Source organism: Caulobacter sp. FG121 (assembly GCF_057809815.1).
In genome coordinates this window covers 277,843-302,465 of sequence record NZ_JBMDKR010000003.1, presented here as the reverse complement: position 1 = coordinate 302,465, position 24,623 = coordinate 277,843, and the positions used below count along the sequence as shown (strand labels likewise).

Sequence of the window (24,623 nt, the reverse complement as noted above, 5' to 3'; positions counted from 1 at the left end):
CACCCTCTGCCGACGTTGCGGATGTCCGGTTTGCGACCGGCCTAACGTCGCCATTCTATCTTGCGGTGGAGTTTGATGAAACCAGTCGTCATGGCGCAGGTGTAAACTAGGACCCCGACGCCTGTTGCGCTGGCGCGAAGTAGCGCGGCTGAGAACGCAGGATCGAGGTCGGTGCAGGCGCTAAACGCATCGCAGTCTTCTCGTTGAACCACGAACAGCACCGTAGCTTTGTCTCCGGCTGCAACCATCGCCCCTAGCTCTCGCAGATGCTTGGTGGACCGAGCGGCGACGCAATCAGGAAACTCAGCGAGACCCTTAGTTCTTGAAAAGTGACAGTTTTTCACCTCAACCCAGTGTCGTGGGGAGGGCGGGGCTGGCTGTTGTAAATTGGGCGGGCAATTGTTCACCTCGACCCAATGCCGCCGCTCGCTTGTGCAAGGGTCTCTACTATTAACAGTGGAGTTCTTGATCTCGAGCCAGCAGGCCGGTCGGTCTTCGGCCGTCAGCAGGAAGTCGACCCGACTGTTTTCGCCGTACTTCACCTCGCGCCGGTGAGTCGCGTAGCCCGTCAGCTCGGGAATCGCATCAGCCGCCAACGCCTCGGCGACAAGGCGGTTCGGCAGCATCGTGTTGATCCCCACCAGCCCGCCGTCCGCCTCGACAAGCTCCAGCGTCCAGGCCAGCTTGCGCTTGGGATCCTCCGACCGAGAGACCCAGCAGCCTAGCCCCGGCTGGTTCAGGCCCAGCATGGCGCCCGGGTTGGGGCAGTGCGCCGTGATCGCGGTCCCGTCATCGAGCAGGACATCGGCGAAGAACCGCTTGTAGCGGCTCACGAGTTGTCCGTGCGCGAGCGGGGATGGAAAGTTCATCGTATCGACCTAGGTCAGCCGAGGTCCGTGCGAAAGCCGGGCAGGCCTTTTTTCCTGACAACCCGGCGCCAGGCGCTAAAACATCACATGCCCCGCACGCGCGGGGCCGAACGGAGTTCCCGATGAGCCAGGATCGAGTCACTGCCGCCGTCATGATCATCGGCGACGAGATCCTGTCGGGCCGCACCCAGGACACCAACCTGTCGGCGATCGCGAAATACATCGGGACCTACGGCGTCGATCTGGCCGAGGCGCGGGTCGTGCCGGACGACGAGGACGAGATCGTCACGGCGCTGAACCACCTGCGGGCGAAGTACGACTACGTCATCACCACTGGCGGCATCGGTCCGACCCATGATGACATCACCGCCGACTGCGTCGCCAAGGCGTTCGGCGTGGCGCTGTACGAGCACCCCGAGATCATCGCCATGATGGAGGCGCGCTGGAAGAGCGAGCTGAATGCGGCCCGTCGCCGGATGGCCCGGGTGCCCGAGGGCGGCAGCCTGGTGAAGAACCCGGTGCAGGGGCCTCCGGGCTTCCAGATCGAGAATGTGTTTGTGCTGGCCGGCGTGCCGTCGATCATGCGCGGCATGCTGGAAGACGTTGGGCCGCGTCTGAAGGGCGGAGCGGTGGTCGTCGCCCGGACGCTCCGGGTCGACGGTTCCGGCGAAGGCAATATCGCCGCGCCGCTGGAAGCGGTGGCCAGGGCGCACCCGGCGCTGTCGCTTGGCAGCTACCCGTTCTTCTCCAACGAGGGTTACGGCTCCAACCTCGTTATTCGCGGGCGGGATCCGGCGGAAGTCGAGGCCACGCTGGCGGAACTGACAACGGCCTTGCGCGCGGCGGGGATCGAGGGACTGACTTCGCTTGACACCCAAGGTTAGGGCCGTCCATTTTGCAGCTATCGCTTCAGATTAGTATCGAGGTCGCCGTATGCGCCGTTTCTCTCTTGCCCTAGTGGCCGCTTTCGCCGTTGGATCGTTCGCGCCGATGGTTCAGGCCCGCGAAGCCACGCCCGCCGTCCCGGCGCCGGCGCCCTCCGCCAAGGGCGATCCCAACCGGATGATCTGCACGCGGGAACACGTCGTCGGATCGAACCGTCCCAAGAAGGTCTGCATGACGGCGGCCCAACGCGATGAAATTCGCGACCAGGCGCGTCGCAACATGGACGAAACTCGCCGCACGCCCGGCGGCAGGGAAATCATGCCGACCAACTCCGGGGCCTAGGTCGCCCTGCCAGCATTGAGGAGGAGACGTCGATGCGTCGCTTTGTTCTGTGCCTGAGTGTGATGATCAGCCTGCCGGCGGCTGCCGTGGCCGCACCCGGCGCTCCCACAACTGGAACGCCCGATCCGGACCGGATCGTCTGTTCCCGTGAACGGCCGGTCGGTTCCAACCGCCCGAAACTCGTCTGTATGACGACTGCCCAGCGCGATGAGCTGAAACTGGCCGCGGACAGGGCTTTCGACCCGACCCGCGCCTATGTGTCGGCGACCCCGCAGCCGGGCCGCGCGCGCCCATAGGCACCGGCGCCGGTTCCGACTGCGCGGGACACGGCGACTCGGGCTTACTGGCCCGGTCACGGGGACGTGGCGGAACTGGTATACGCAGCGGACTTAAAATCCGCGACCGCAAGGTGTGTGGGTTCGAGTCCCACCGTCCCCACCACCGCACTGAAAACGCGCCGCGACCCGCAACGAAAAAGCCGCCGCGGCGGACCGCGACGGCTTTCCGTGAGGGGCTCCGGGGAGGCGAAGCCGTCTCGGTGTCGCTGCCCTAGGGCAGGGTGGCCTTGAGGCTCAGGACCACGCGGCTGTCGCAGATCGATCCGCAGCCCAGGTCGCTGTCGTGGAAACGAAGGTCGCCGGAGATTTTGTCGGTGAAGGCGTAGGCCACGCCGATGTTGTAGGTCGTGTAGTCCAAGGCGCTGAAATCATTGATGGTCTGCTTGCCGACCGCCGCCGAGATCGTCCACTTGTCGGCCGGAGAAACCGAGGCGTTGGCTTCATAATAGAGCGCATCACCCACGCCGCCGAAGAACTCCGGCGAGTAATAGGCGGCGGCGCCGAGGGTGAACGGACCGGCCGGCACGGAGGCGGCGGCCTTGAATTCCCAGTAGGCGTAGTCCGAGCTGCTCGGCGCGTTGACGTAGCCGTAGTAGATCGCGCCGAAGTCCAGGCTGACGGGGCCGGCCGTCGGCTTCACGCCGACGTAGGCGTCAATTTCGGCGTCGGTGCTGTCGTAGAAATCGACATTCGACGCCCACAGGCCGCCGTAGAAGATGCCGCTGGACACGTCCACGCCGCCCTGGATGGCCGGGCTTTCGTCGGTCTGGCTGACACCACGGAACACGTAGTCCGACGTCGCGCCGATGTTGAAGGTCACCGTTGGATCATCGGCATAGGCCGCGCCGGCCATCGCGAACGACGCCGTGGCGGCGCAAAGAGCAAGTTTCAGAGCTTTCATCGCTATCCCCTTTTTGATCACCGGAACCCCCGCGCTTTTGTCGTGAGGTCCAGGTCGCTCCGCCGCACGGCGTTGAGCAAGACTGAGAGTGGTCGAAGCGTTCCTCTGGCCCTAACGGCGTGGGCCAGGATTGGCCCAACAGGCGTTTGGCTGTCGGCAAATTGTGCGCTGCAACCGGCATTCGCCCGTTTTATGGGCGCCTTCAGCCTCTCAGGCGGGCCCCGCCGCCACAATGCGAAATGCCCGACTCCCGCGTAAGGGGTGCGTAAGGATCAGCGCATCGACAGTGAGGCGAATCCGAGATGCGTCCCGGCGTCGACCAGCAGGGTCTCGCCGGTGACATGACGCGAAGCCGGGGACGCGAGGAACACGGCGGCCCCGGCGATGTCCTCGGCGGTCGAGGCGGCTTGCAGCGGCGTGGAGTTGATCACGCCTTGGCGCATGCGTTCGATCCGGTCGTCGGGCATGGCCTTGCCGAACCATGGCGTGTCGATGAATCCCGGGCAAATGGCGTTCACGCGGATCTTGGGCGCCAGGCCCCGGGCCAGCGACAGGGTCATGGTCGTCATGGCGCCCTTGGACGCCGCGTAGGGAACCGACGAGCCGATCCCCGTGACGCCGGCGATCGAGGCGGTGTTGACCACCGCGCCCGGCTGCGGCGCGGCCTCGAGCAGGGCGCGGGCCGCGCGCACCATCTGGAAGGCCCCCACGACGTTGACCTTGTAGAGCCGCAGGAAGTCGTCGGCGTTCACGGCGTCCAGGTCGCCATGGTTGGGCGCGAATTTGGTCACCCCGGCATTGTTGAACAGGGCGTCGATGCGGCCAAACGGCGCGGCCGCGGCGGCGATCTTCTGGCAATCGGCGTCTTCGCCGACGTCACCCTGGACGACCACGGCCTTGGCGCCCTCGGCTTCGCACAGACGGGCCGTCTCCTCCGCCTCGGCCTTGCTGGAGGCGTAGTTGATGATCACGGCCGCCGCGCCGCGTGAGGCGGTCTCCACCGCGATGGCGCGGCCCAGTCCCGTCGAGCCGCCGGTGACCACCACCACGAAGCCATCGAAATCCTTGCCGGCCATGATCATCTCCCTGAGCCCGTTTCGAGATCTGATAGCGCGGGCCGGCGGCCTTGTCCCGTCCGGAGCGGAGGTCTAAAGCCGCTCGCCATGAGCGAACTGCATCTCACCCAGCTGGGTCAGGCCGTCGAAGGGCCCGCCCGTCCCGAGGACGCGGTCCTCGAACGCGTGCCGAACCCGCAGAACGACACCCTGTATCTGGCCCGCTTCGTGGCGCCGGAGTTCACGTCGCTGTGCCCGGTGACCGGCCAGCCGGACTTCGCCCACCTGGTGATCGACTATGCGCCGGGCGACTGGCTGATCGAGTCCAAGTCGCTGAAGCTCTATCTGGGCGCCTTCCGCAATCACGGCGCCTTCCATGAGGACTGCACCGTCGCCATCGGCCGCAAGATCGTCGAGATCGCCGAGCCCAGATGGCTGCGTATCGGCGGCTACTGGTATCCGCGCGGCGGCATTCCGATCGATGTCTTCTGGCAGACCGGTCCGGCGCCGGAGGGGCTGTGGGTGCCCGACCAGGGCGTCGCGCCCTATCGCGGCCGCGGCTAGGGTCTGCCTTCCGAAAAAGTAAGCCCCGCAAGACCGAAGATGTCCTGGATCGCCGGATCAAGGCCGCTGGTCCGGGCAGGGACGGCGGGAAAGGCCAGCACTGGCTCCCGAAAGCGCCGTAGCATATCCCGGCAATGGTCCTGGTAGGCCGACCAGAACCTGATCAGTCCATCGATGCCCCGCCAGGCATTCGCTCGGGCGACCGGCGTGGCCTCGACATAGCGAACCAGGTTGTCGGTCCATTCGGCCCCTCGCAGGGGAATCAGAAAATCGCGGTAGTGGCTCTCGGGGTCTTCGATATCCAGAAAGAGGAACCGGGGAGCCGCTGGCTCGACCAACGCCGACCATCGGTCAAAATAGTCGGCGATCTCCTCGGCCTTGCGTCGGTTCGCGAACATGAACCTGATCGTGCTCTGCATGGCAGCGCCATCGAGGATCAGCACACCGTCCTCTCGGGTCAAGAAAGCGCGGAAGGCTTCTAGACACCGGTTCGGGAAATCCGGTTCGACAGCAACTGCCCGTAGGGTCGCCGGGACCACCGGATGATCGCGCAACTCTTCGAGCCACCACCGGGCGGCCTGCTGTCGGGCGGCGCAGGCCTCGTTCAGCCGTTGGGCGGTCGTGCTCTTGCCAGAACCTGGAATGCCTTCGACTAACCACAGCTGCCGCATCAGCTCCATGGCGTTGGCTCAGGCGCCCCATAAGCTGGTCAACGCGGCGACGTCAGGCCGGACCCGCTCGTGGGGTGGCTCTGTGGCCGTGCCGATGAATACGAAGCCGGCGATCTGCTCGTCCGCGGACAGGCCCAGCGCCGCCCGGGCATCCGGATCATAGGCGTACCAGTCGGTGATCCAGTTGGCGCCGTAGCCCATGGCCGTGGCGGCATAGAGCAGGGTCGTGCAGACGGCGCCGGCGGATAGAAGCTGCTCCCAGGCGGGGATGTCGCCCTCCACGGTGCGCGCGACCACGGCCACGCCCAGCGGCGGGGCCTTCAGCTTGCCCAGCTTGGCGGCCAGTTTCGACGCCTCGGGCCTGCGCGCGGCGATCCCGTCCAGCCGGTCCGCCAGGACAGCCTTGGCCTCTCCCTTGAGCACGACGAAACGCCAGGGGGCCAGCTTGCCATGGTCAGGCACCCGCGCCGCAAGGGTCAGAAGATCGGTCAACTCGGTATCCGACGGCCCCGGCGCTCGCAGGGACAGGGCGGAGGCCGACCGGCGGCGGGCGAGAAAGGCCAGCACCGCCGGCGCGTCCGTCACGGGCAAGGCCTCGCCGAACGCGGGCGTTTTGGGGAGATCGTGGCTCATGGCGACCTAGACGGTGGTGGGATCGTCTTCGTGTTCGAACATCGGACGAAGCAGGATGCGGGTATCAGGCTTGATCAGCCGATAGGTCGAGTCGAACTCGGGCGCCGCCTCGCCATCCAGCGTGACATGGCCACGCAGGTCGCCTGTCGCCTCATCGCGGCCATAGGCCTCGCAGGACTTCTTGCCCTCGAGATGCGCCATCGACTGGGCGATGATGGCCAGGATCGGCGCGGCCTGCTCCACCGGGGCCGGCTGATTGTCCATCAGAACAACGATGTCCAGATCGTCGAAGCGGAACACCGAACAGAGGGCGTCGCCTTCGATCTTCATCGTTTCGCGAACGACCATCTCGAGGTTCGGCTGGTCCGACATGCGATAGCGACTGACCTGCTGGATCTGGTTGCCCGGCAGCACGTCGAGAAAGGCGACATCCTCGCAACTCTGGTCCGTGTCCTGCCAGGCCGAACACCAGACCTGGTCGGACTTGAGTATGGACACCAGACTGTCCCGGCTGACGGGCTTCTCGGCCGCCGACGCTCTTGCGGGCAGGGCGGTCGGCAGCGAGAGGGCGGCGGCGATGGCTAGCGATATCCAGAGGCGCATGGGGGACACGCTAGTGCCTTTCCTTGGCGAAGGGAAACGGGCCGAACAGGCCATGCCTTGGCGAACACCGGTTTGCCTCCCATATGAGGCGGAAGGGCGGCCGAACGGCAAAATGGCATCCGGTGTGCTATGATGGCGATCGAACGGATTATGGGAGGGCCGACATGGCCAGACAGTTGGAAGTCGTCGAGGCTTCGGTGGCGCCGCCCGTATGGGCCGCTCTGCGCAACGAGGCCGAGCGCGCCGCGCGCGATGAGCCGACTCTCGGCAGCTTGCTGAACGCGGTCATCCTGTCCCACGGTTCGATGGCCGAGGCGCTGTCCTACCAGTTCGCCCGCAAGATCGGCGACCAGGAGCTGCGCGCCATGAGCGCCCGCGAGATCGCCGATGAGGCCTATGAGGCCGACCCGTCGCTGATCGCGGCCGCCGAGGCCGACCTGAAGGCCGTTTTCGAGCGCGACCCGGCCTGCAAGGGCTATGTCCAGCCATTCCTGTTCTTCAAGGGCTTCCAGGCCCTGCAGACCCATCGCGTGGCCCACTGGCTGTGGACCCACAGTCGCGACACCCTGGCCTTCTACCTGCAGAGCAAGATGAGCGAGGTCTTCCAGGTCGATATCCACCCGGCGGCCAGGATCGGCCGGGGCATCTTCTTCGACCACGGCACGGGAATCGTCATCGGCGAGACCGCAACGGTCGGCGACGACGTCTCGATAATGCACGGCGTGACCCTGGGCGGCACGGGGGCCGAGCGTGGCGATCGCCACCCCAAGATCGGCAGGGGTGTCCTGCTGAGCGCCGGCGCCAAGGTGCTCGGCAACATCACGGTCGGCGACTACGCCAAGGTGGCGGCCGGATCGGTGGTCCTGAAGAACGTGCCGTCGCACTGCACGGCAGCCGGCGTGCCGGCCCGGCTGATCAACTGCCCGACCTGCGACGAACCCGCCCGCACCATGGACCACACCCTGTCTGACGAGATCTTCGACTACGTCATCTGACGGTCAGCGGCCCGGGGCCTGAAAAAACCGGGGGCGGATCGAAAAACGCGTTTCCCCTTTGGCCGCGCCCGCTCTAGGTTCCGCGGCCAATCCCCAATGCCCGGAGCGACGTCGTGGACGACAAGCATATCAAACAGGTCGAAGCCCACCTCAAGCGCACCTTCGGCAACCCGCACGTTGCGGTGATCGCCCGCAAGCAGAAGGACTCCGCCGAGGTCGAGCTCAAGGGCGAGTTCATCGGCGTGATCTACGAGGATGAAGACGAGCCCGGCTCGTTCATGTTCGAGATGGCCATCCTCGCCGAAGACCTGGAATAGTGGTCGCTACGGTCGGTCCTGATCAACAGGCCGGCCGAGAGCGCCCTGACCCGACGCACCTTTACGCCCGCCTTCTCGGCGAAGCCTGGCCACGGCTGCCGGAGCTGATCCGCCGACTGCATTCCGTTGACGGGACGACGACCGCGGCCGGCCGGGCGCGGGTCGAGCGCGGCGCGGGGCCACTTGCGCGCCTCATCGGTTGGTTTGCCGGTTTCCCGCCCGCCCACGACGACGTCGCTGTTCGTGTCACGTTCGAACGGCGCGGCGATATCGAGATCTGGCGCCGCGATTTCGGCGGTCACGTCTTTCAAAGCACACAGGAAGCCGGAGGGGGCGGCCAGCTGGTGGAGCGCTTCGGCCCGGCGGCCTTTTCGATGGCCGTCATCCGGGATGGCGAGCGCCTTGGCCTAAGGCTCCTGGGCTGGCGGCTGTTCGGCCTGCCCATGCCGCGATGGACCGCGCCGGTCAGCACCGCCTGGGAGGGTGTCGAAGATGGTCTGTTCCGGTTCTTCGTCGAAATCAGCCATCCGCTCCCGGGTTTGATCGTCCGCTACCAGGGGCGGCTGTCCGTCTCTTGATGTCCGTCAACGCCTTGAAGGCTTCGCGGAACCTAGTGTGTCTCTGGCCCGTTACCGGGCCTCTCTCTCCACTGGAGACACCCATGCCCAACTCGATCATCAAGACCGCCGTCCGCCAGGGCGACGATTTCCTGGACGACGCGCTCCATGCCTTGAAAAAGGCCACGAAACACATCGGCGAGGATGGCCATGACGCCATGGGCAAAGCCGTCGCCGATCTGACGAAGGCCACCGAAGCACTCGTGGAAGAGGCCCGGACCAAGGCTGTTCCGGCCGTCAAGGACGCGGCGAAGGATGTCGCCAAGGCCGCGAAAGCCCATCCGGTGGCGGCTACCGCGCTGGTCGCCGCGGCGGTGGCGCTGATCGGGCTGGCGGTCAGCCGGCGCAATGCCGGCGATACAGAAGTCTGACGTCATCGGGCGGAGCCGCCAATACGGCCCCGCCCTTCGACTCTATGGCTAGAGGACTTGCAGCATCTCCGCGACCAGCGGGTGGCGCACGATGTCCTGTTCGGCCAGCCGCACGACGGCGATGTTCGGCACCGCTTCGAAGCGGTCAGCGACGTCGCCGAGGCCTGACATGCCGGTCAGAAGGTCCGACTGGTTCGGGTCGCCCGTCACGACCATTGTCGAATGCCAGCCCAGTCGGGTCAGCAGCATCTTCAGCTGGCCGTAGGTGCAGTTCTGCGCCTCATCGATGACCACAAAGGCGTTGTTCAGCGTGCGGCCGCGCATGTAGCCCACCGGCGCGATCTCGATGGCGCCTTCGGCGATCAGAGCCCGCACCCGTTTCATCGAGAGCCGGTCCGACAGGGCGTCGTAAAGCGGGCGCAGATAGGGAGCCAGCTTGTCCTCCATGTCGCCGGGCAGGTAGCCGATCGACTCACCGGCCTCCACGGCGGGGCGTGACAGCACGATCCGGGCGACCTTGCCGGCTTCCAGCGCTTCCACGGCCTTGGCGATGGCCAGATAGGTCTTGCCGGTGCCTGCCGGACCCAGCGCCATGACCAGGTTCTTGGCGTCGATCGCCTTGATAAGCTCGGCCTGACCCTCCGATTTCGGTTTTATTGTCTTGAGATACCCCTGTTCGCGATCCTCATCCCGGCCGAGCGGTGACCAGCCGTTGCCCACCGGCAGGCGACGGACCTTGCCGCCGTCGTCGTTGTGGAACTGGGTCTGGTCAAAGGCGCCTTCGCGCACGGTCCGCTTCAGGGCACGCTTGGTCATTTAGGTGGCCTCCAGTGGGGCATGAAAAAAGGGCGACGCCGGAACGGCTCGCCCTTGGATCGACATGACGGATGAAGGAGCGCGTGCGTGGCCCGGCGGCTCACCGCGGCTTCGCGAGACTGGCGGCGCCCAATGACGCCGAAACACGATACGCGGCACCCTGTTCTCCGTTGTCAGGAGACCGCGAACGAATGTCCGCGGCGGGATGCGAAGGGGTTCGCACCCCCTCGAATCGCCTGACAAGGATGATGCTAACTTGGTTTATGAGCCGTTAATCAAGCGGCCATTTCAAATATAGGGGGCCTACGGATGACTGTTTATGCTTTGGGCGCCTTGGCGCCGCGGGTGCCTTCGGACGATGAATACTGGATAGCGCCGACCGCGTCGGTGATGGGCGATGTTATTATGAAGAAAAACGCCAGCATCTGGTGGGGCGCGGTGGCTAGAGGTGACACCGATACCCTTACAATCGGCGAGAACAGCAACATCCAGGACGGATCTGTGCTTCACGCGGACAAGGGTATGCCGCTGCTGATCGGCGCCAATGTCACCGTCGGCCATATGGTGATGCTTCACGGCTGCACCATCGGCGACAACAGTCTGATCGGTATCGGCTCGATCGTGCTCAATGGCGCGAAGATCGGGCGCAACTGTTTGATCGGGGCAGGGGCCCTGATTCCCGAGGGCAAGGAGATCCCGGACAACAGCCTGGTCATGGGCGCGCCGGGCAAGGTGGTCCGCGAGATCGGCGAGCAGCAGGCGATGGTGCTGCAGGCGTCGGCGCTGCACTACGTCGAGAACTGGAAGCGGTTCCGGCGGGATCTGGTCGCCCTTTGACGGCCTGCGTGGTTCGAGACGCGGCCCTGGGGGGCCGCTGCTCACCATGACAACCACAAATGCCCGTCTTCCTGAGGAGCGAGCCTCAAGCGAGCGTCTCGAAGGACGCACATTGACGGACCATAGGGAAAGGGCGCGACCTTCCGGCGAAACAGGGAGACGCTTCCATGGCCTACGAATTCATCAAGGTCGACCGGGAGGGGCCGGTCACCATCTTCACGCTCAACCGGCCGGAGGTGATGAACGCCCTCCATTCGCCGATGCATTTCGAGCTGGACGAGGCGTTCAACGCCTTCGCCGCCGATCCGGAACAGTGGGTCGGCATCGTCACCGGCGCCGGCGACCGGGCCTTCTCGGCCGGCAATGACCTCAAGCACCAGGCCACGGGCGGGGCCATGGGCAGCCCGCCGTCGGGCTTCGCCGGCCTGACCAGCCGCTTCGACCTCGACAAGCCGCTGATCGCGGCGGTCAACGGCGTGGCCATGGGCGGCGGTTTCGAGATCGCCCTAGCGTGCGATATCGTCATCGCGGCCGAAACGGCGATGTTCGCGCTGCCGGAACCGAAGGTCGGCCTGGCGGCGCTGGCCGGCGGTCTGCACCGCCTGCCCCGACAGATCGGCCTCAAACGCGCCATGGGCATGATCCTCACAGCTCGCCGCGTGCCTGCCGCCGAGGGCCAGGCGCTCGGCTTCGTCAACGCCGTGGTGCCGGCCGCCGATCTGATGGCGGAGGCGCGCAAGTGGGCGCAGATGATCTGCGAGTGCAGCCCGATGTCGATCCGGGCCAGCAAGCAGGCCGTGATGCAGGGCCTCGACCAGACCCTGACCGAGGCCATCGGCGGCCAGTTCAAATTCCCTGCTGTCGGCGCCCTGTTCCGTTCCGAGGACTTCAAGGAAGGCCCGATGGCGTTCGCGCAAAAGCGCGCGCCGCAGTGGAAGGGGAAGTAATCTCCTTCTCCCGGAGGGAGAAGGTGGCCTGCGGAGCAGGTCGGATGAGGGATTAGGGACGGCTCACGCAGACTCGCCGGCGCCGCAACGCCCTCACCCTCCCGTCGCATCGCGCCGGGCCCCTCCCTCTCCCGTTGGGAGAGGGCTGTAGAAAGAAGGGCGGCTCCGTTGCCGGGGCCGCCCTTTGCCGTTCCTAGGAGGCGCTGACCGCGCCGCCGCCGCCGCCGGCGTTGGACCGGTTGCGGCCGCGGTTACGGGGCTTCTTGCGCTTGGGCGCTGCCTCGCCGGCGGCCGCCATGGCCAGCGGCTCATAGCCGGCCGGACGGTGACGGGCGCGCTGGCCGCGGTCGGGCTGGGCCTTGCCGCTGGCGTCGAGCGCCGCCGGCTTCTTGTTGCGGCCGGGCTGACCGCCGCGACCGTTCACGGCGCGCGGATCGCGATAGGGCTTCTCCGGCTCGACGCTGGCCATGGCGGCCTGGGCCTGGGCCAGGACCTTGTCGTTGCGACGGTCCCAGGCGGGGATCACCTGGCGGGTGACCTTCTGGATGTCGCGCAGCAGGTTGCGTTCGTCGTCGGCCACCAGCGAGATGGCCGCGCCGCCGGCGCCGGCGCGGGCGGTCCGGCCGATGCGGTGGACATAGGCTTCCGGCACGTTGGGCAGTTCGAACTGGATGACGTGGGTGACGCCGTCGACGTCGATGCCGCGGGCGGCGATGTCGGTGGCGACCAGCGCGCGCATCTTGCCGGCCTTGAACTCGGCGAGGGCTCGCTCGCGCTGGCCCTGGCTCTTGTCGCCGTGGATCGAGGCGGCCTCGATGCCGATGGTGGTCAGGCCCTTGGCGACGCGGTCGGCGCCGCGCTTGGTGCGGGTGAACACCAGCACGCGCTTCATGGCGGGATCATCGAACAGCTCGGCCAGCAGCACGCGCTTGCGGGCCGTCTCGATGAACAGGACCTTCTGCTCGATTTTCTCGACGGTGGTCGCCTGCGGCGTGACCGAGACCTTCGACGGGTTCGGGTTCAGCAGCTCGGCGGCCAGCTTCTCGATCTCCGAGGGCATGGTGGCCGAGAAGAACAGGTTCTGGCGCACGCGCGGCAGGGTCTTGGCGATGCGGCGGATCGGCACCACGAAGCCCATGTCGAGCATCTGGTCGGCCTCGTCGAGGACGAAGATCTCCGTCTCCGACAGGTTGGCGACCTTCTCATTGATGTGGTCGATCAGGCGGCCGGGGGTGGCCACCAGCACGTCGACGCCGCCGGCCAGGGCGCGGACCTGCGGGCCGTACTTCACGCCGCCGAACACGACCTGGACGGTCATGCCCATGCCGGCGCCATAGGTGCGGAAGCTCTCGGCGATCTGGGTGGCCAGTTCACGGGTGGGCGACAGGACCAGGCAGCGGCAGCCGCGGCGCGGGGCCGGGCGGCGGTTGGCGGCCAGGCGATGCAGGATCGGCAGGGCGAAGGCGGCGGTCTTGCCGGTGCCGGTCTGGGCGATGCCCAGCACGTCCTTGCCGTCCATCACGAACGGAATGGCCTGCGACTGGATCGGGGTCGGGGTGGTGTAGCCCTCGGCGGCGAGCGCGGAGAGCAGCTGCTTGGCGAGGCCAAGCGAAGCAAAATTGGTCAAGGGTCGTCTTTCAAATGCGACTTGCGCCGCATGACCAGACGGTCTGCGGGCGAAGCGGGGGTCAGTTTGGGAAACGCCCCGCGTATGGCGTCGCTATGGGGAGGATCGGTATCGATGCCCGGGCGGAACGCAGAGGTTCCTTACGCGGCCAGGCAGGACCGATAGCGCGGAATGCTCCGCGACAGCGTGCATGTGGCAGTACAGCATGGGAAAGTCAAGGAAACAGACTTTTACAAGCGCAGGCTATTGGGTGGTCCTGCCAAGCAACCTGGCGACGCCCGGCGCGCGGCGAAGGCTGTTCTCGATCCGCTCGCGCCAGCGGGCGCCGCGCTGCATGGCATCCTCGAACGCTTCCGACAGGTCTTCCTGACGGTCCTCCACCAGAATGGCCGTCAGGATCTCCGCCTGCATGAGGTCCTTGCGCGCCTTTAGGCTGTTGGGTCCTTCCCGGCGGCGGTCGGCGACGATGAGCTTGTGGATCGCGAACCGTTCAGGCCTGGGGATCTTCACCAGAATGCCGTCGCGGTAGACCGCCGCCGCGTCGATCGGCTCAGCGATCAGGTAGTTGAGATGGTGCAGCGACTGGGCGTTGACGCCCAGGGCGGCCAGGTCGAGCAAGCCCTCATCCTCGTCGAACGAGGGGGCCAGAAACTCAACCAGGGTTTCCGTTCCAGACTGCCGCCAACGCCAGACTTTGCCTGGATCTAGGGACGGGACGGGGGAAAAGCTCAGATCATTGAACACGTCCGCGAGCGCGGGCTCGACCGTGTCCTCCAACGCCAGCGACAGTTTCTCGAAACTGGCGATATCGATGTCGTTGGTCATCGCCGTTTGGTCGAATGACAGCCGCAGACCCAATTCACCTTCGTATAGCCGGAAGGCGGTTGTTCCGACGATCACGCCGCCCAGACGGAACGCGCCGGCCCTGGAGAGCGCTGAGACGAGGCTGCCGGTCGCGCCGTCCATGCCGAGCAGCCGCTCGCTCCTGAGAAGTCGCACCAGTCGTGCCCGCGCCTTGCGTCGGTCATCCTTGGCGCCCTTCAGGCCTTGAAATTGTTCGATCCTTTGGCGGAGCGGTCCGGAGTCCTCGCCCAGATACCGCTCCTTTGTCTCAACGCCGACGCGATAGCGGTCGTACCAGTAGGTCTTGCCTTTTCGCTCTCTCCGGGTCGGCGTCCCACGAATATCGGAAACTGCTTCGTCGAGCAGTAGCGTTACGAGGTCATGGTAGGCGGCGGCCGCGGTCGGAGTTTGGCGGCGGATCATGATTTCACCCATTGCCACGCAAATATCCTATTGCGTGGCAAAATCAATACCACACAATAATATTATCGCGTGGTAAATCGCGTGGCGCTCAACGGCAGAGGCGTCTTTGGGCCGACGTCAGAAGCGGCCCATGCCTCAAAACCGCTCCCCCACCATCTCTTCGCTCAGCGCCCACAGCGCCTTCGCCCGTTCGGGATCGAGCGCATAGCCGCGCACGCCGCCGCGGCCTTCTTCCTGGGGTTCGGCGACGTGGCAATCCTCGCAGTAGAGGCCGCCGACTTCGTCCGCCGGGGCCACGACGGCGGCCCAGACCGTCGTCGCGGCGCCCTGCGGGATCGTCTTGAACTCGAAGGCCGGCGCGCCGGCTTGTTCATTGGCGGTGTTGATCGAGCTGATCATGTCCTGGACCAGCGCAGGCGTCATGTGCCGACCGAGCTCGGTCTGGATTCCGCCGGGATGGACGGAGGCCGCGCGGACCCCGTTCGCCCGATGGCGGCGGTCGAACTCCACGGCGAACAGAGCGTTGGCGGTCTTGGCCCGGCCATAAGCCCCGAACTCTGTGTAGGGCGTATGATCGAAATTGGGGTCGTCGAGGTCCACGTCAGAGAATCGGTGCCCGGCCGAGGACAGGCTGATCATCCGCGCGCCGGGCTTCAGCAGCGAGGCGATGCGGTTGACCAGCACGAAGTGGCCCAGGTGATTGGTGCCGAACTGGGTCTCGAAGCGGTCCTCGGTCCGCCCGAACGGGCAGGCCATGACGCCGGCATTGCAGATGACCACGTCGAACGGCGCGCCGGCCGCGACCAGCGCGTCGGCGCAGGCCCGCACGCTCTTCAGCGAGGCCAGGTCGAGCTTCACCAGCGAGATCGACCCGCCATGGGCCGCCTGTTCGCGCACCACCTGCGTCGCCGTCTCTCCCTTGGCCAGATCCCGCACCGCCCCGACCACCGTCGCGCCGTGCGCCGCCAGCGTGCGACAGGTCTCGACACCCAATCCTGCGGATGCCCCGGTCACGAGGATTCGCTTGCCCGTCAGACGGACGCCCTCAAGGACGTCGTCGGTGGTGGAGGTCGCGCCGAAGCCCATGGCCAATTCCTTTGCAGCGTTGTGAATGAATGCAGCTAGAGCCCGACGCCGCCGACCGGCACGGTCTCGAACCTTTCGCCGAAGCCGGCGATGATCGGACGGGCCTTAGCGATGGCGGCCTGCACGGCCGGCAGCTTCAGCGAGTCGGCGTGGTGTGGCCTGTCGGCCCAGACCTCTGTAATCCAGATGGCGTCTGGGTTCGCCGGGTCCCTGGCGATGATGTAGCTCAGGCATCCGGGCATCGCGCCCGTACCGTCCAGCAGGATGCCGATAAGCGCCTCCCGCTGGCCCGGCGTGGCGATCATCTTCCCGATCAGGCCGTATTTTTCGACGTCGTCGCCCATCGCGACCTCCGGAACCAGGGTTGCGAGAGCAGCGACGGTGGCGGCGCGGCGCGTGAACATGGGCGGAGTATGGGGCGGGGACGCCGCAACGCCAATCCTCACGGCCATGCAGAGAGGAAGCGGGAATACCGCCGTTCTCCCAACATGAACGATCGGTAACCATACGTCTCCGGACCGGTTCAGGAACAGCCGCCCAGTCTCGGCCTCAGCGAAATCATTCGCGGGGCCAACAGGAGGCTACAATGTTCAGGACCATTCTTTCCGTCGCCGGCGTCGTCGCCACGGTATCCATCGCGTCATCGGCCATGGCCGGACCCACCATCGCCGGACCCATCACGGCCAAGGGCATCACCCCGGCGCATCAACTGCCTGCGGGCGCCACGATGCCGACCCTCTCGCTCTACTGCACGGTCGATCCCTCGATCGTCAGCGTCACCCTGACCAAGGGCGCGCGGCGAGGCCAGGTGCAGATCAGCTACGAGGTCGTCAACGCCGGGAGCTCGGCCTGGCGTTCGGGTGGCAACCAGCAGGCGGTCTATCTGAGGGCAACCAACGCCAACACCGGCGGCGTCTTCAACAGCGAGCGTCCCCTGACGGCCGCCGCCGCCGCCGGCGCCTCGATGCAGCGATTCACCACGCCGATGATCAACAACGCCTTCGACGACTTCGAATTCGCCGGAAGCCTCGACCTGCGCATCGGCTATGACCCGGACATCCTCATCGACGGCAACCGCTGCAACGACGATGCGGACACTGGCAACAATGTCGTCCATCTCGATAACGGCGACATCCTCGGCTTCATGAACGGTCCGGCGCGCAGCCAGACCTTCCGTCCGTAAGATCGACGTTTGGACGGTCATGAGAGGGGAGGGCCTGGCGGCCCTCCCTTTTCTCGTTGCCCAAAGCTGACGCCGGCGTCACTAATCCCCTCAACAAGGATAACCTGCCCAGGGAGACGCCGGCGTGGCCGACCGTTACGACTACATCATCATCGGCGCCGGCTCGGCCGGCTGTGTTTTGGCCAATCGTCTGACCGAGGACGGGACGAAAACCGTCCTGCTGCTGGAAGCCGGCGGCAAGGACAACTCGATCCTCGTCAAGATGCCCGCCGGCGTCGGCAGTCTCATTAAAGACAAGGGCGTATATAACTGGGGCTTCTGGACCGAAGCCGAGCCCAACCTTGAAAACCGCAAGCTCTGGTGGCCGCGCGGCAAGGGGTGGGGCGGATCGTCGTCGATCAACGGCATGATCTACATTCGCGGCCATGCCCGGGACTACGACCAGTGGCGCCAGATGGGCCTGACCGGCTGGGGGTATGCCGACGTGTTGCCCTACTTCAAGCGTTCGGAGAGCCTCGAAGGCGGCGGTGACGCCTGGCACGGCGGCGACGGCCCGCTTCATGTCTCCAAGGCGTCCACGCCCAACCCGATCTACGCCAAGACCATCGAGGCCGGCGCCCAGGCCGGCCACATGACGACCAAGGACTTCAACGGCTTCCAGCAGGAGGGCTGGGGCCCGTACCAGCTGACCATCAAGGACGGCGAGCGCTGGAGCTCGTCCAAAGCCTATCTCTATCCGGCCCTCAAGCGCCCGAATCTCACCTGCGTGACCGGCGCCCGGACCAGCCGCCTGATCCTCGACGGCAAGCGGGTCACCGGCGTCGAATATCTGGTCGACGGCGCGACGGTCACCGTCCACGCCAACGCCGAGGTCCTTGTCTGCGCCGGCGCGGTGCAGTCGCCGCAGATCCTGCAGCTGTCGGGCATCGGTGATCCGGAAGACCTGACGCCGCACGGCATCGAGGTGCTTCACGCCCTGCCGGGCGTCGGCAAGAACCTGCAGGACCACCTGGACGTCTGCATCTCCTGGGAATGCCCGCTGCCGATCACCGCCTATTCGCGGACCAAGGGCCTGAAGACGCTCGTCACGGGCCTCAGCTACATGCTGTTCAAGAAGGGTACGGGGCGCCAGCAGATGCTCGAATCGGGCGCCTTCCTGCGCTCGCGGCCGGATCTCGACCGCCCGGACCTGCAGTTCCACACGGTGCTGGCGATCATGCAGAACCACGGCAAGACAGTCGTCCAGAAGGACGGCTTCACGCTGCACGTCTGCCAGCTGCGTCCGGAAAGCCGGGGCAAGGTCGGCCTGCGCTCTGCCGATCCGAACGATGATCCGACGATCTTCGCCAACTACCTGGCCACCGAGGAAGACCGCCGCGCCGTGCGCGAAGGCGTGAAGATGGCCCGCAAGGTCGCGGCCCAGCCGGCGCTCGACCCCTATCGCGACGAGGAATACTCGCCCGGCAAGGCGGTGCAGACCGACGACGAGATCGACGCCTGGATCCGCAAGAACGCCGAGACGATCTATCACCCGGTCGGCACCTGCCGCATGGGCGTGGCCGGCGACGCCCAGGCCGTGGTCGATCAGGAACTGAAGGTCATGGGGCTGGAAGGCCTGCGGATCGTCGACGCCTCGGTCATGCCGACCCTGATCGGCGGCAACACCAATGCTCCGACCATGATGATCGCCGAAAAGATCAGCGACGTGATCCTCGGCAAGGCTTCCCTGCCGCCGCAGGACGCGCCCGTCTATGACGGCGAGACCGTGAAGGCGGCGTAGGACGCCTTTTCCCAAAGGGAGAAGGAGGGGCCCACGTCGTCAGCGTGGGAGGTTGAGGGGTTAGGGCTTGCCGGGTGGGGGCGTAATCCCTCACCCTCCCTCCGCTTCGCGGCGGGCGCCTCCCTTTCCCGTCGGGAGAGGGAACACTCTCATGGAACACCGCCCCCTCGGCCGTTCAGGCCTGTCGATCGCCCCGCTCATGCTGGGCGGCAACGTGTTCGGCTGGACCGCGGACGAGAAGACCTCGCACGCCATCCTCGACGCCTTCGTCGCAGGCGGCTTCAACGCCATCGACACGGCGGATGTCTATTCCGCATGGGTCCCGGGTAACACCGGCGGCGACTCCGAGAAGGTTATCGGAACCTGGCTCAAGGCCCGCGGCCGGCGCGACGACGTCATCATCGCCACCAAGGTCGGCATGTGGCCGGTCCATCCGGGTCTGAAGGCCGCCAACATCATCACCGCCTGCGAGGATTCGCTGGTCCGGCTGCAGACCGACTACATCGACCTCTACCAGTCCCACCGTGACGACGCCGACGCGCCACAGGATGAGACGCTGGAGGCCTATGGCCGGCTGGTGAAGGCGGGCAAGGTGCGGGCGATCGGGGCTTCGAACTTCGAAACCGATCGGCTGGCGTCCGCCGAGGCGACAAGCAAGGCGCATGGCTATCCCCGCTACGACACTCTGCAACCGGCCTACAACCTGATGGATCGCGCCATCGAAGGTCCGCTGCAGCAGCTATGCCTGAAGGAAAACGTCAGCATTATCAGCTACTACGGCCTGGCCAGCGGCTATCTGACCGGCAAGTACCGGTCGATGGAGGATCTTGGCAAAAGCCCGCGCGGCGGCGGCATGAAGAAACATCTCGAAGGTGAGAAGGGTCCGAAGGTCCTGGCCGCGCTCGATTCAGTCGCGGCTGACGTGGGCGCCTCGCCGGCGCAGGTCGCCCTGGCCTGGGTCATGGCCCGGCCGGCGGTCGCAGCCCCCATCGCCAGCGCCACCAGCCTGGTTCAGCTGGAAGAACTGATGGGCGCGGCGCGGCTGGCGCTGGACCCGGCCCACATTGCCCGACTGGATGCCGTAAGCGCCTGAATTCCCGCTCCGGGCGAGAAGGATTCCGCAATGTCGTGTCTGGCGTGTATCCTGAGCGTCACGAAGGCGGGGTTGTCGGGATAGGGGCCAATGGCAGATGACCTGAAGGTTCACAGGGGACGCCTCCGACTGTTCCACTGGATCGAGGACTGGCCGCTAAAGACCCGAACCATCGACTGGTATCGCTCGATCATCAGGAATGACGAGAGCTACGCCGATCAGGTCCAGGTCATGGAGAAGTTCTTCTCCAACCCCATAGACATGTTTCCCTTCAAGGCCGGCCTGGATCAGCCGGCGCGATTTTTCCGCATTCAGGAAGAGGAAATCGCTGGTCGGTTTCCCGGCAACCGGGGGTACGTCGGCGACGCCGATATTCGTGACCTGTTCAAGACCTTCGCCGACATCTTCCAGCGAAACATTCTCCTGTTCGTCGTCGCCAAAAAGCTTCTCCTGATTGGCTTCGTCTCGCTCCTGATCGGGGTGTTCTTCAACAACGACTTCCTGAACGAAAAGATCTGCCGGGTCCCGGTTCTCGGTGACGAACCTTGCCGTGGCGGATGGCTGGATTACGGCCTGCCTCTCGCTGGCGCGTTTGGCGCAATCGCGGTGTTGATCGTCATCTTCCGCATGCTCAACGGATACCTCGCGGAACGATATCGGGAGCTTTTGCGAGCGTCCGCCAATGCGGTGAGCAAGTCTGCCCTCGGGCGCACCCAGTCGCTCTACAATCTCTTCGGCGAGCTGATGCACCAGATTGACGAGGAGAAGATGAGCCTGAAGGACGGCGACCGCCGCAACTGGCCGCGCGAAGCGGGCCGTTGGATGGTGATGGCGTACTGGGTCTCCCAGCGCCTTGAATACATTGAACGTCATGTTCAGATCCAGATGTGGCGGATCCGCCGCGCCCACTTCTTCGTAAACCGGGGCGGTCTGGCCGCGACCTGGCTAATCGCTCTGGGAAGTGTCGTCGCGATCGGTCTGGCGATTTGGCTCAATCGGGACGATCTGGCTCATACGCACCAATTGAAGTGGCCAATCCTGGGCCTGGTCGTGCTGGTGATCGGGTATCTGAACCATGCATCCTACGCGACGGAGTCCTGGCGAACGCCGTTGGGACTGGTTCGCGATACGCTCAAGACCGACCTGTGGGCGAGCTATGGAAGCCTGAAGATGCACGAACGGCTGGGCCGGCAGGTTCACAACGACAAGCAGAACCTGGTCGAGGCCGACGACTTCAAGCGCGGACACTGATGTAAGTCAGGCAATCCTGCGCCCGTCGACGGCCGCGAGGCGCAGGGACGGCGCGGCCTCGCCGCCATCGCCGCGGCTGATGCCGCCTATGGCCAGGGCGAGGGCCGGTTGTCCGCGCAAACGCGAGATCAGGGCCGTCGGCTGATACAGGCCGATGAAGCGGTCGACGATGCCGGCAGGGCCACGCAAGGGCGCCAGCAACACCTCCATGCTGACCGGCGCGATGCCGTCCGCAAGGATGTCGGCGTGAACCACGAGCGGTTCAGGGCGTCCGCGGCTGAACTCAAGCGCCGACTTGAGCTGCCAGCGGTCACCCGGGCGCCACAGGGTCAGCAGGCATTTTCCGCGCAGGTCCGCGCGGTGAAGGTCGGACACGAAACCGCCAGCGAGGCGGAACGGAAACGTGCCGTCCGCGGCTCGCCCGACGATCAGAATCTGCGGCAGCAGGTCGTGAAATTCCATGGGATCGACGTCCGACCGCCAGGGTGCGGAGCCGCGACCCGCACGAGCGCGCCAATACTCCGTCAATCGTTCCGTGTTGGGATGGACCATGGTTCGGCCCTCCGCCCCGAACGGCCCTGTGCGGCCGCACGAGGGTTGCAGGGAAATCCCGGGCCAGGCCTGCAGTGTTCCGTTCCGGGACGCATAGTCGCCTCCGGCGCGATTTTTGCATGTAGGCGCGCACGGAATCTGGAGGGGACTCGTCCCATGGCGTCTCGCAATCTGTTGATGGCTCTGGTCGGGGGAATCCTGATCTGGTTCGCCTCATCCGCCATCCCCGGCGACAAGGCCGCCGCCCAGTGCTGCGCGCCGCCGCCGCCGTGCTGCACCCCTCCGTCACCGCCGCCGTGCTGTACCCCGCCGTCGCCGCCGCCGTGTTGCACGCCGCCCGCTCCGCCGCCGCGGCCGCCAAGCCCGCCCAGCTGCTGCACCGCCGGCGGCCGGACCAACATCATCGTCAACTCCAACGCCGTGGCTGTCTCGGTCTCGGGCGCGGCCGCCGGAGCCGGGGCCATCGCCTATGGCGGCGGCGGAGGGGGCGGCGGCTACTACTCTCCCCCGGTCGCGACTGGCGCCATCCAGGGGCTCGACGTCCAGGGCGTCCAGCGCACCCGCCAGGTGTCCTACGAGGCCAGCCGCACGCGCAGCCGCCGTGTCGTCATCCAGGCCTTCTGCCTCGACGACCATGACATTCCCCACCCCGCCAGCCAGGTGTTCCCGGAACGCGATGTCGACGACCTCTACGACGGGGAACTCTTCCGTTGCATCGCCGGGACGCGGATGCAGATCACCATCGCCGAATGGGTCGAGCAAATCTCCTTCTCCGGGGGCCAGACGATGATCTGCGCCAAGGGCGAAGCCCTTTACCGCTCGCGCGGCTCCGCCGCCGACGCCGGCCAGCTGGTCTGCCGTCCGCAAAAGCCCGCCCGGGATTGCAATGAGCGCAGCCTGCTCCGCCGCTTCGGCGCCGGCATCAAGGTGCTGACCATTGTGACGGTCGAGAAGTACACGGCCTACCGGGAGGAAACGGTCACGGAGTCGACGTCGGCCAGCTACAGCATGAGCCTCGACGGCGGCGTGGGCGGTACGGTCTACTAGCGGGCCGCCGCGAACCCCGGCATCCTCGGTCGTCCGGCATTCGCGGACGCCGGGGACCGCCGCATGACCGCCATTCTGGCCATTCACGCCCATCCGGACGACATCGAGACGCTCGGCGCGGGCGCGTTGGTGCTGCTGGCGGCGGCCGGTCACGCCGTGACTCTCGTTACCCTGACGGCCGGGGAGGGCGGAGCCACCGACACGACGCCCGAGGAGACGGCCGCCATCCGCAAGGCGGAAGCCGCGGCGGCCGCTGCGATTATCGGCGCGCGATATCGCTGCGGCGACCTGCCGGACCTGGGGGTTTTCAGCGACGACGCCTCACGCCGTCGGGTGACCGAGCTGATCCGCTGGGCCCGGCCGGACATCGTCATCACCAGCTCGCCGGTTGACTACCACCCGGACCACGAGGCGACGAGCCAGCTGGTGCGGGATGCCTGCTTCGCCTCGTCGGTCCCGAACTACCATACGGGGGAGTCCCAGGCGCTCGCGGCCATTCCCCACCTCTATTTCATGGACCCGATTGGCGGCCGGGATCGCGAGGGCGCGCCCGTCATTCCGGACTTCGGCGCTGACATCGAGAGCGTCTTTGCGAAGAAGCACGCCATGCTGGCCGCCCACGAGAGCCAGATCCGCTGGGTGGCGCGGCAGCACGGCATTCCGGATCAGGTCGCGTCTCTGGAAAAGTGGGCCCGGCGGCGGGGACGGGATTTCGGGGTCGCCATGGCCGAAGGCTTCCGGCAGTACCGACATCACCCATATCCGGGCTCACCGCTGCTCCAGGACCTGCTGGGTCAGGCCCTGCTGACGCCTCTGGCGGCGTCGTAGCGGGCCCACATCGGGGCGCAGTCGATCATTGTCCGTTCGGCCATCGACTGGTCGATCGCCATGACGGTCAGGCCGGCCTCCATCGAGTCCCAGGGGGTCACGGGGAACGGAGAGCCGGTCTCCAGCGTGGCCTTGAGGTCGCGGGCCATCGATTGATCGGCCCCGTTGTGGCTGTCGGCGGTACGGCCGCCGTAGTCGATGCGTTCGGGCCTGGCACGGTCCATCACGCCCCGGACCATCAGCTGATTGCGCACCAGGTCGGCGATCAGGGTGCCTTCCGTGCCGGCGATATACCAGCGCCGCTCGGCCAGGGAGACCTGACTGTTGGCGTGAAAGGTCAGCCGCACCTGGTTCTCGTACTCGACCATCGCCGTCTGATGATCGGTGACGTCCATGTCCGACTGGAAGCTGTCATTGGCGCCGGACCAGCCGGCGTCACGCAGTGCGAAGGCGGCCTCTCCGGTGCTGTAGATCCGTGGTGCGTCCGCCCGTTCCGGCGTGAAGATCCGCCGGCCGCCAAAACTCGCCACCCGCGACGGCCGCGCGCCGACGATCCGGCCGAAGATATCGAAGTCGTGGCAAACCTTGTCCAGCAGGTAGGACCCGCCCCACTCCTGCCGGCGGCGCCAGTTGCGCGCCAGATAGCCGCCATGCTCGGGCGGCAGGTGCTCGGTCGCGTCGATGGAGATGATCTCGCCGAGTTGCCCGGAATCGACGCGGGCGATGACCTCCCGCACGATCGACATCGAGCGCATCACCAGCCCGATATACAGCGGCGGCGCGCCGGCAGCGGCAAGGCGTCGGGCAAGCGTTTCCGTTTCGGCTTCCGTCCGCACGATCGGCTTTTCCGCGAAGATCGGCCAGCCGGCGTCAAGCGCCTGATTGAGGTGCTCGAGATGCAGGTGGTTGGGCGAGCCGATCATCACCAGGTCGTATGGGCCCCGGGCCAACAGGTCGGCGATGCTGTCGCAGGCCCGTCCGGCGTCAATGCCGGCCTCGGCCAGGATCGGCGCCCCGACCGGAGCGGGATCGACATGGGCCGCGACATTGAGGTCCCAGCCGACCTCCTGCATGGCGGACAGCACGTGGGCGATGCGCTGACCGAGTCCAATGACGCCGATACGACAGGTCTTCATCGCTCCCCCCGGA

28 protein-coding genes, 1 tRNA gene and 1 pseudogene are annotated in these 24,623 nt (G+C 66.2%); 17 read left to right on the top strand and 13 right to left on the bottom strand.

Annotation, left to right across the window (positions count from 1 at the left end):
- Positions 1 to 95 precede the first annotated feature (95 nt).
- Positions 96 to 869, bottom strand: a pseudogene (sfsA, locus tag ACODSL_RS10365) (DNA/RNA nuclease SfsA); the annotation flags it as partial.
- 122 nt (positions 870 to 991) lie between these two features.
- Here sfsA and ACODSL_RS10360 point away from each other — a divergent pair.
- The 4 genes from ACODSL_RS10360 to ACODSL_RS10345 all read left to right on the top strand — a co-directional run bounded on the left by ACODSL_RS10360 (position 992) and on the right by ACODSL_RS10345 (position 2,537).
- A complete protein-coding gene (locus tag ACODSL_RS10360) occupies positions 992 to 1,753 on the top strand; it encodes a competence/damage-inducible protein A (RefSeq protein WP_488900593.1) in 762 nt (253 codons plus the stop codon).
- A gap of 49 nt (positions 1,754 to 1,802) precedes the next feature.
- The gene (locus ACODSL_RS10355) at positions 1,803 to 2,096 is read left to right on the top strand and encodes a hypothetical protein (protein ID WP_488900592.1); all 294 of its coding nucleotides are present in this window, start codon (positions 1,803 to 1,805) and stop codon (positions 2,094 to 2,096) included.
- Between the two features lie 32 nt (positions 2,097 to 2,128).
- On the top strand, positions 2,129 to 2,392 hold the full coding sequence (locus ACODSL_RS10350; RefSeq protein ID WP_488900591.1) for a hypothetical protein: 264 nt from the start codon (positions 2,129 to 2,131) through the stop codon (positions 2,390 to 2,392).
- 60 nt (positions 2,393 to 2,452) lie between these two features.
- Positions 2,453 to 2,537: transfer RNA gene (locus tag ACODSL_RS10345), tRNA-Leu, on the top strand.
- A 108-nt stretch (positions 2,538 to 2,645) separates the two neighbouring features.
- Here the strand turns inward: ACODSL_RS10345 and ACODSL_RS10340 are convergent.
- Entirely contained in the window at positions 2,646 to 3,335 is a 690-nt protein-coding gene (locus tag ACODSL_RS10340; protein ID WP_488900590.1) for a TorF family putative porin, read from the bottom strand.
- A 272-nt stretch (positions 3,336 to 3,607) separates the two neighbouring features.
- Positions 3,608 to 4,411, bottom strand: a complete 804-nt coding sequence (locus ACODSL_RS10335; RefSeq protein ID WP_488900589.1) for an SDR family NAD(P)-dependent oxidoreductase — start codon at positions 4,409 to 4,411, stop codon at positions 3,608 to 3,610.
- An 87-nt stretch (positions 4,412 to 4,498) separates the two neighbouring features.
- Between ACODSL_RS10335 and queF the strand changes: the two genes are divergently transcribed.
- Positions 4,499 to 4,954 (top strand): preQ(1) synthase, encoded by a 456-nt coding sequence (queF, locus tag ACODSL_RS10330; protein WP_488900588.1) that lies wholly within the window; start codon positions 4,499 to 4,501, stop codon positions 4,952 to 4,954.
- On the opposite strand, the gene ACODSL_RS10325 is transcribed toward queF, so the two are convergent.
- From ACODSL_RS10325 to ACODSL_RS10315, 3 genes are read right to left on the bottom strand one after another with little or no spacing between them, the layout of a single operon-like run.
- Positions 4,951 to 5,634, bottom strand: coding sequence for a P-loop NTPase family protein (locus ACODSL_RS10325; RefSeq protein WP_488900587.1), 684 nt, complete (start codon positions 5,632 to 5,634; stop codon positions 4,951 to 4,953). The two genes, queF and ACODSL_RS10325, sit on opposite strands and share 4 nt — an antisense overlap.
- A 9-nt stretch (positions 5,635 to 5,643) precedes the next feature.
- Positions 5,644 to 6,258: a nitroreductase family protein gene (locus ACODSL_RS10320; protein WP_488900586.1), complete on the bottom strand. Its 615-nt coding sequence runs from the start codon at positions 6,256 to 6,258 to the stop codon at positions 5,644 to 5,646.
- 6 nt (positions 6,259 to 6,264) lie between these two features.
- Positions 6,265 to 6,861 carry a hypothetical protein gene (locus ACODSL_RS10315; protein WP_488900585.1) on the bottom strand — a complete coding sequence of 199 codons (597 nt, stop codon included), beginning with the start codon at positions 6,859 to 6,861 and terminating at the stop codon, positions 6,265 to 6,267.
- 164 nt (positions 6,862 to 7,025) lie between these two features.
- Here ACODSL_RS10315 and cysE point away from each other — a divergent pair, with 164 nt between their 5' ends.
- The 4 genes from cysE (at position 7,026) to ACODSL_RS10295 (ending at position 9,161) form a co-directional block, all read left to right on the top strand.
- Entirely contained in the window at positions 7,026 to 7,856 is an 831-nt protein-coding gene (cysE, locus tag ACODSL_RS10310) for a serine O-acetyltransferase (protein ID WP_488900584.1), read from the top strand.
- Between the two features lie 113 nt (positions 7,857 to 7,969).
- Positions 7,970 to 8,173 carry a DUF3126 family protein gene (locus ACODSL_RS10305; protein ID WP_488900583.1) on the top strand — a complete coding sequence of 68 codons (204 nt, stop codon included), beginning with the start codon at positions 7,970 to 7,972 and terminating at the stop codon, positions 8,171 to 8,173.
- Positions 8,173 to 8,751 carry a DUF4166 domain-containing protein gene (locus ACODSL_RS10300; RefSeq protein WP_488900582.1) on the top strand — a complete coding sequence of 193 codons (579 nt, stop codon included), beginning with the start codon at positions 8,173 to 8,175 and terminating at the stop codon, positions 8,749 to 8,751. Before ACODSL_RS10305 ends, ACODSL_RS10300 begins: the two co-directional genes overlap by 1 nt.
- Before the next feature lie 83 nt (positions 8,752 to 8,834).
- The gene (locus ACODSL_RS10295; protein ID WP_488900581.1) at positions 8,835 to 9,161 is read left to right on the top strand and encodes a hypothetical protein; all 327 of its coding nucleotides are present in this window, start codon (positions 8,835 to 8,837) and stop codon (positions 9,159 to 9,161) included.
- Positions 9,162 to 9,209: 48 nt separating this feature from the next.
- Here ACODSL_RS10295 and ACODSL_RS10290 read toward each other — a convergent pair whose 3' ends face one another.
- Positions 9,210 to 9,977, bottom strand: a complete 768-nt coding sequence (locus ACODSL_RS10290; RefSeq protein WP_488900580.1) for a PhoH family protein — start codon at positions 9,975 to 9,977, stop codon at positions 9,210 to 9,212.
- A gap of 309 nt (positions 9,978 to 10,286) precedes the next feature.
- Here ACODSL_RS10290 and ACODSL_RS10285 point away from each other — a divergent pair, with 309 nt between their 5' ends.
- Together ACODSL_RS10285 and ACODSL_RS10280 are read left to right on the top strand one after the other, a co-directional pair.
- On the top strand, positions 10,287 to 10,814 hold the full coding sequence (locus ACODSL_RS10285; RefSeq protein WP_488900579.1) for a gamma carbonic anhydrase family protein: 528 nt from the start codon (positions 10,287 to 10,289) through the stop codon (positions 10,812 to 10,814).
- 167 nt (positions 10,815 to 10,981) lie between these two features.
- Positions 10,982 to 11,761 (top strand): enoyl-CoA hydratase-related protein, encoded by a 780-nt coding sequence (locus tag ACODSL_RS10280; RefSeq protein ID WP_488900578.1) that lies wholly within the window; start codon positions 10,982 to 10,984, stop codon positions 11,759 to 11,761.
- Between the two features lie 193 nt (positions 11,762 to 11,954).
- Here the strand turns inward: ACODSL_RS10280 and ACODSL_RS10275 are convergent, their stop codons facing one another.
- The 4 genes from ACODSL_RS10275 to ACODSL_RS10260 all read right to left on the bottom strand — a co-directional run bounded on the left by ACODSL_RS10275 (position 11,955) and on the right by ACODSL_RS10260 (position 16,144).
- Entirely contained in the window at positions 11,955 to 13,388 is a 1,434-nt protein-coding gene (locus ACODSL_RS10275; protein ID WP_488900577.1) for a DEAD/DEAH box helicase, read from the bottom strand.
- Positions 13,389 to 13,631: 243 nt separating this feature from the next.
- Positions 13,632 to 14,654 (bottom strand): nucleotidyltransferase family protein, encoded by a 1,023-nt coding sequence (locus ACODSL_RS10270; RefSeq protein ID WP_488900576.1) that lies wholly within the window; start codon positions 14,652 to 14,654, stop codon positions 13,632 to 13,634.
- Positions 14,655 to 14,789: 135 nt separating this feature from the next.
- On the bottom strand, positions 14,790 to 15,740 hold the full coding sequence (locus tag ACODSL_RS10265; protein ID WP_488900575.1) for an SDR family NAD(P)-dependent oxidoreductase: 951 nt from the start codon (positions 15,738 to 15,740) through the stop codon (positions 14,790 to 14,792).
- Positions 15,741 to 15,775: 35 nt separating this feature from the next.
- Positions 15,776 to 16,144, bottom strand: a complete 369-nt coding sequence (locus ACODSL_RS10260) for a putative quinol monooxygenase (RefSeq protein WP_488900574.1) — start codon at positions 16,142 to 16,144, stop codon at positions 15,776 to 15,778.
- Between the two features lie 182 nt (positions 16,145 to 16,326).
- On the opposite strand from ACODSL_RS10260, the gene ACODSL_RS10255 reads away from it, so the two are divergent.
- The 4 genes from ACODSL_RS10255 to ACODSL_RS10240 all read left to right on the top strand — a co-directional run bounded on the left by ACODSL_RS10255 (position 16,327) and on the right by ACODSL_RS10240 (position 21,047).
- On the top strand, positions 16,327 to 16,923 hold the full coding sequence (locus tag ACODSL_RS10255) for a hypothetical protein (protein WP_488900573.1): 597 nt from the start codon (positions 16,327 to 16,329) through the stop codon (positions 16,921 to 16,923).
- A gap of 124 nt (positions 16,924 to 17,047) precedes the next feature.
- Positions 17,048 to 18,703, top strand: a complete 1,656-nt coding sequence (locus tag ACODSL_RS10250) for a choline dehydrogenase (protein ID WP_488900572.1) — start codon at positions 17,048 to 17,050, stop codon at positions 18,701 to 18,703.
- A gap of 151 nt (positions 18,704 to 18,854) precedes the next feature.
- A complete protein-coding gene (locus tag ACODSL_RS10245; RefSeq protein WP_488900571.1) occupies positions 18,855 to 19,796 on the top strand; it encodes an aldo/keto reductase in 942 nt (313 codons plus the stop codon).
- Positions 19,797 to 20,027: 231 nt separating this feature from the next.
- Positions 20,028 to 21,047, top strand: coding sequence for a hypothetical protein (locus ACODSL_RS10240; RefSeq protein ID WP_488900570.1), 1,020 nt, complete (start codon positions 20,028 to 20,030; stop codon positions 21,045 to 21,047).
- A gap of 6 nt (positions 21,048 to 21,053) precedes the next feature.
- Here ACODSL_RS10240 and ACODSL_RS10235 read toward each other — a convergent pair whose 3' ends face one another.
- Positions 21,054 to 21,599 carry a PAS domain-containing protein gene (locus ACODSL_RS10235; protein ID WP_488900569.1) on the bottom strand — a complete coding sequence of 182 codons (546 nt, stop codon included), beginning with the start codon at positions 21,597 to 21,599 and terminating at the stop codon, positions 21,054 to 21,056.
- A 156-nt stretch (positions 21,600 to 21,755) separates the two neighbouring features.
- On the opposite strand from ACODSL_RS10235, the gene ACODSL_RS10230 reads away from it, so the two are divergent.
- Positions 21,756 to 22,646, top strand: coding sequence for a hypothetical protein (locus tag ACODSL_RS10230; RefSeq protein ID WP_488900568.1), 891 nt, complete (start codon positions 21,756 to 21,758; stop codon positions 22,644 to 22,646).
- 63 nt (positions 22,647 to 22,709) lie between these two features.
- Complete coding sequence (locus ACODSL_RS10225) at positions 22,710 to 23,474, top strand: PIG-L family deacetylase (protein ID WP_488900567.1); 765 nt, start codon at positions 22,710 to 22,712, stop codon at positions 23,472 to 23,474.
- Here ACODSL_RS10225 and ACODSL_RS10220 read toward each other — a convergent pair.
- Positions 23,441 to 24,610, bottom strand: a complete 1,170-nt coding sequence (locus ACODSL_RS10220; protein WP_488900566.1) for a Gfo/Idh/MocA family protein — start codon at positions 24,608 to 24,610, stop codon at positions 23,441 to 23,443. The two genes, ACODSL_RS10225 and ACODSL_RS10220, sit on opposite strands and share 34 nt — an antisense overlap.
- Positions 24,611 to 24,623 lie beyond the last annotated feature (13 nt).

Bases quoted from the DNA above. Each gene is read 5' to 3' on its own strand.
- ACODSL_RS10360 (WP_488900593.1), top strand. From the start codon at position 992: ATGAGCCAGGATCGAGTCACTGCCGCCGTCATGATCATCGGCGACGAG.
- ACODSL_RS10355 (WP_488900592.1), top strand. From the start codon at position 1,803: ATGCGCCGTTTCTCTCTTGCCCTAGTGGCCGCTTTCGCCGTTGGATCG.
- ACODSL_RS10350 (WP_488900591.1), top strand. From the start codon at position 2,129: ATGCGTCGCTTTGTTCTGTGCCTGAGTGTGATGATCAGCCTGCCGGCG.
- ACODSL_RS10340 (WP_488900590.1), bottom strand. From the start codon at position 3,335: ATGAAAGCTCTGAAACTTGCTCTTTGCGCCGCCACGGCGTCGTTCGCG.
- ACODSL_RS10335 (WP_488900589.1), bottom strand. From the start codon at position 4,411: ATGGCCGGCAAGGATTTCGATGGCTTCGTGGTGGTGGTCACCGGCGGC.
- queF (WP_488900588.1), top strand. From the start codon at position 4,499: ATGAGCGAACTGCATCTCACCCAGCTGGGTCAGGCCGTCGAAGGGCCC.
- ACODSL_RS10325 (WP_488900587.1), bottom strand. From the start codon at position 5,634: ATGGAGCTGATGCGGCAGCTGTGGTTAGTCGAAGGCATTCCAGGTTCT.
- ACODSL_RS10320 (WP_488900586.1), bottom strand. From the start codon at position 6,258: ATGAGCCACGATCTCCCCAAAACGCCCGCGTTCGGCGAGGCCTTGCCC.
- ACODSL_RS10315 (WP_488900585.1), bottom strand. From the start codon at position 6,861: ATGCGCCTCTGGATATCGCTAGCCATCGCCGCCGCCCTCTCGCTGCCG.
- cysE (WP_488900584.1), top strand. From the start codon at position 7,026: ATGGCCAGACAGTTGGAAGTCGTCGAGGCTTCGGTGGCGCCGCCCGTA.
- ACODSL_RS10295 (WP_488900581.1), top strand. From the start codon at position 8,835: ATGCCCAACTCGATCATCAAGACCGCCGTCCGCCAGGGCGACGATTTC.
- ACODSL_RS10290 (WP_488900580.1), bottom strand. From the start codon at position 9,977: ATGACCAAGCGTGCCCTGAAGCGGACCGTGCGCGAAGGCGCCTTTGAC.
- ACODSL_RS10285 (WP_488900579.1), top strand. From the start codon at position 10,287: ATGACTGTTTATGCTTTGGGCGCCTTGGCGCCGCGGGTGCCTTCGGAC.
- ACODSL_RS10280 (WP_488900578.1), top strand. From the start codon at position 10,982: ATGGCCTACGAATTCATCAAGGTCGACCGGGAGGGGCCGGTCACCATC.
- ACODSL_RS10270 (WP_488900576.1), bottom strand. From the start codon at position 14,654: ATGATCCGCCGCCAAACTCCGACCGCGGCCGCCGCCTACCATGACCTC.
- ACODSL_RS10265 (WP_488900575.1), bottom strand. From the start codon at position 15,740: ATGGGCTTCGGCGCGACCTCCACCACCGACGACGTCCTTGAGGGCGTC.
- ACODSL_RS10260 (WP_488900574.1), bottom strand. From the start codon at position 16,144: ATGTTCACGCGCCGCGCCGCCACCGTCGCTGCTCTCGCAACCCTGGTT.
- ACODSL_RS10255 (WP_488900573.1), top strand. From the start codon at position 16,327: ATGTTCAGGACCATTCTTTCCGTCGCCGGCGTCGTCGCCACGGTATCC.
- ACODSL_RS10245 (WP_488900571.1), top strand. From the start codon at position 18,855: ATGGAACACCGCCCCCTCGGCCGTTCAGGCCTGTCGATCGCCCCGCTC.
- ACODSL_RS10240 (WP_488900570.1), top strand. From the start codon at position 20,028: ATGGAGAAGTTCTTCTCCAACCCCATAGACATGTTTCCCTTCAAGGCC.
- ACODSL_RS10235 (WP_488900569.1), bottom strand. From the start codon at position 21,599: ATGGTCCATCCCAACACGGAACGATTGACGGAGTATTGGCGCGCTCGT.
- ACODSL_RS10230 (WP_488900568.1), top strand. From the start codon at position 21,756: ATGGCGTCTCGCAATCTGTTGATGGCTCTGGTCGGGGGAATCCTGATC.
- ACODSL_RS10225 (WP_488900567.1), top strand. From the start codon at position 22,710: ATGACCGCCATTCTGGCCATTCACGCCCATCCGGACGACATCGAGACG.
- ACODSL_RS10220 (WP_488900566.1), bottom strand. From the start codon at position 24,610: ATGAAGACCTGTCGTATCGGCGTCATTGGACTCGGTCAGCGCATCGCC.